The organism is Mesorhizobium sp. M2A.F.Ca.ET.037.01.1.1, assembly GCF_003998075.1.
In the GTDB taxonomy this organism is placed as follows: domain Bacteria; phylum Pseudomonadota; class Alphaproteobacteria; order Rhizobiales; family Rhizobiaceae; genus Mesorhizobium.
Window position 1 is genome coordinate 1 of record NZ_RZSA01000886.1, and the last position, 2,754, is coordinate 2,754.

At 60.5% G+C, this 2,754-nt stretch carries 2 protein-coding genes and 1 pseudogene; 2 read left to right on the top strand and 1 reads right to left on the bottom strand.

Annotated elements, in window-relative coordinates; genetic code table 11:
- Window positions 1–1,081 precede the first annotated feature (1,081 nt).
- A complete protein-coding gene (locus EOA27_RS41660) occupies window positions 1,082–1,813 on the top strand; it encodes a tyrosine-type recombinase/integrase (protein WP_210211620.1) in 732 nt (243 codons plus the stop codon).
- Window positions 1,814–1,971: 158 nt separating this feature from the next.
- A pseudogene (locus EOA27_RS30750) lies at window positions 1,972–2,241 on the top strand (helix-turn-helix domain-containing protein); the annotation flags it as partial.
- A 1-nt stretch (window position 2,242) separates the two neighbouring features.
- Here the strand turns inward: EOA27_RS30750 and EOA27_RS30755 are convergent.
- Window positions 2,243–2,754, bottom strand: a 512-nt coding sequence (locus EOA27_RS30755) for a LysR substrate-binding domain-containing protein (RefSeq protein WP_245491206.1), incomplete at its 5' end; no start/stop codon positions are given.

Here is a 2,754-nt window from a genome sequence, read left to right on the forward strand (position 1 = left end):
GACAGATGTAGCTGTCGCAGCATTGGCGAAGCGCCGGCGACCCGCGGCGAGCGGCAATGACCGGCGGACGCGAATAGGCTTTGACGGCCTGATCAAGCATGGTTTCCTCCTGGTGGTTGTCGATTATCCCCGCCCAAAGGCTTCTTCCCTCGCCGGCGATGTCGTGCCGCCGCGGCGCTCGGCCAGCGCTGGAACAGGTTCGGCATGATGCTGATGGGGGAACGCACGAGACCGCGATGATATCGCCTTCATTGTTGCCGAGGGTCGCATCGAATTCTCCCTGTCGGGCGAAAACGGATGGTCCCTCAACCACCGCCGTGCCAGCGCAAGAAGAGCAAAGCACCTGCGACAAGGTTCCGCATTAACTTCGGATAAGGCGCAAAGAAATCTTCCAAAAATTCTCCGACCGCCGGGAGCGCCCAATTATATTAGCAATCACTCATAATAAGGTGTTTGAATTAGACGGCGTCGCCGACGATCGCAACGTCAGGCGCCGCTTCACATGGGAGGGAAACCACGTGTAGCCCGGCAGCCGCACGATCTCGACACGCGTCTTGGCGGGCGCGCGGACCGACTCCTGTGAAGGATACCGTTCTGAAATCTCAGCAACCTTCAGGACGTCTCAACCTATTGATCTAGCGAGAAATACTTGAAAACTGTCGGTCCAGCTCGTCCCACAGTTTGTCACAAAATCCGGATCGAAACGTGGGACGCGATGTGGGACTTCAGAACGAGGTTTCGATGGCGCTGACTACTCTCAAGGTCAAACATGCTGGCCCCGGCAGGCACGCCGACTTGCACGGGCTATATCTGCTTGTGCGCGAAAGCGGAACGCGATCGTGGGTGCTCCGGATGCAGCATGCCGGGCAGCGGCGGGATTTCGGTCTGGGACCCGCCCACGACGTACCACTGGCCGACGCGCGGATACTCGCGGCAGACCTGCGCAGGGCGGTACGCGCCGGCATTGATCCGACCTCCAGGCGGCGCGCGACCCGTAAATCGGCACGACCTTCGAGAAGGTGACGCGCGATTGCTACGACGCGATAAGGGCGGCTGGAAGGACCAGCGACACGCCTCATGGATGTCGAGCTTTGAGCGGCACGTGCATATTGGCGGCAAAGCCGTTACAGCGGTCGACAGCGCGGCGGTGCTGTCCGTGCTGGAGCCGATCTGGTTGACCATCCCGGATACAGCCAAGCGGGTGCTTCAGCGTATCGGCACCGTGATGGACTTCGCGCACATCAAAGGGCTGGTGCCGGACGAAGTTTCGCTTCGATCGGTGACGCGCGGTCTGCCGCGCCAGACCCGTCGCGCGACCCACCGCGCCGCGATGCCGCATGAGGATGCGCCCGCCTTCATGAAGACGCTGAGCGCTCTTCCCTCAACCCTCGGTCGGGACGCGCTCAGGCTCACGGTACTGACCGCTGTGCGTTCGAATGAGGCTCGCAAGGCGACCTGGGCCGAGTTCGATCTCGACAAGGCGGTCTGGTCGATACCCGCGGCCAGAATGAAGATGAAGGAAGCCCACGTCGTTCCGCTCGCCCCCGCTACGGTCAAGCTGCTGCGCGCGCTGCACCAGCGTCACCTCGCATTACACGGCGAGGTTAAGCCGGAGAGCCTGCTGTTCAGCTTCACAGGTGACAAGCCGATCAGCGATATGACCATGCTAAAGGTTCTGCGGGACATGAAGGTTGGGAATGCGACCGTTCACGGCTTTCGCAGCACGTTCACCGATTGGGTGGCCGAATGCACCAACGTGCCGAAGGAAAGTCGCAGACAAGGCTTTGGCACATCGCATCGCCAACGCGGTTGAAGCAGCCTATCGGCGCACCGATTTTTTTGACCGGCGTCGTATGCTGATGAACGAGTGGACCGAGTTTCTCCTGGGCTAAGTGCAGGGCGAACCGCTCGACCTCACTGCCGAGGAGAACGCCACCATTGGGGCGCTAAACGCCGAATATCAGAAGCTCGAGGCCGAATATGTCCGAACTGAACCGGCTGATGCCCGCTATCAGCCAGAAGGTCTTGATCCAGCAATTGCGCGAGATGGAGGCGCACGGCATCGTGAGCCGCACGGTGTTCCCGCAGGTGCCGCCTAGAGTGGATTATGAAGCGACGCCGCTGGGCCAAAGCCTGAGGCCAGTTCTACTTGACCTGTGCAAATGGGGCCGCCGCCACGCCGCCGAGCTCGACGAACTCGATAGCCTCGGCGATGGCGGGAAACTGTCGCTGCCCGATTAGTCTAGCCGCGCGGCGCGTCGTCTTCGCCCTCGACCATCAGCTTTCCGATCAATTCGCGAACCCAGCGCTGCCCGGCATGGCCGTGACAACGCTCGTGCCAGATCAAGCCGATATCGAACCGCTCGCTCAGCCAGGGCAGATCGATGATCGTCAGCCTTTCCGATTGGGCACGAAACAGCCGCCTGGGTACGAGCGCGACAAGATCGCTGCTGGAAACAATTTCGGGAATGAACAAGAACGAGCCCGCTGACATGACGACATTGCGCCGATAACCGAGAACCCCCAAGGCGTCGTCAACTGGTGTCTCGAAATTGCCGCCTCGCCGTGAGACGATGATATGTTCCAGCCTGACATAGTTCTCGATCGTCAGACCAGGCTTCAGATCCGGGTGGCTTTGCCTGCCGATGAGGACATATGTTTCCTCGTAAAGATGACATGCACGTAGATGCGGCATCGCGGGATCGGGTGTGGCGATCACCAAATCGATATCGCCGTTCGCCAACTGCTGTTCCA

Bases quoted from the DNA above. Each gene is read 5' to 3' on its own strand.
- EOA27_RS41660 (WP_210211620.1), top strand. From the start codon at position 1,082: ATGTCGAGCTTTGAGCGGCACGTGCATATTGGCGGCAAAGCCGTTACA.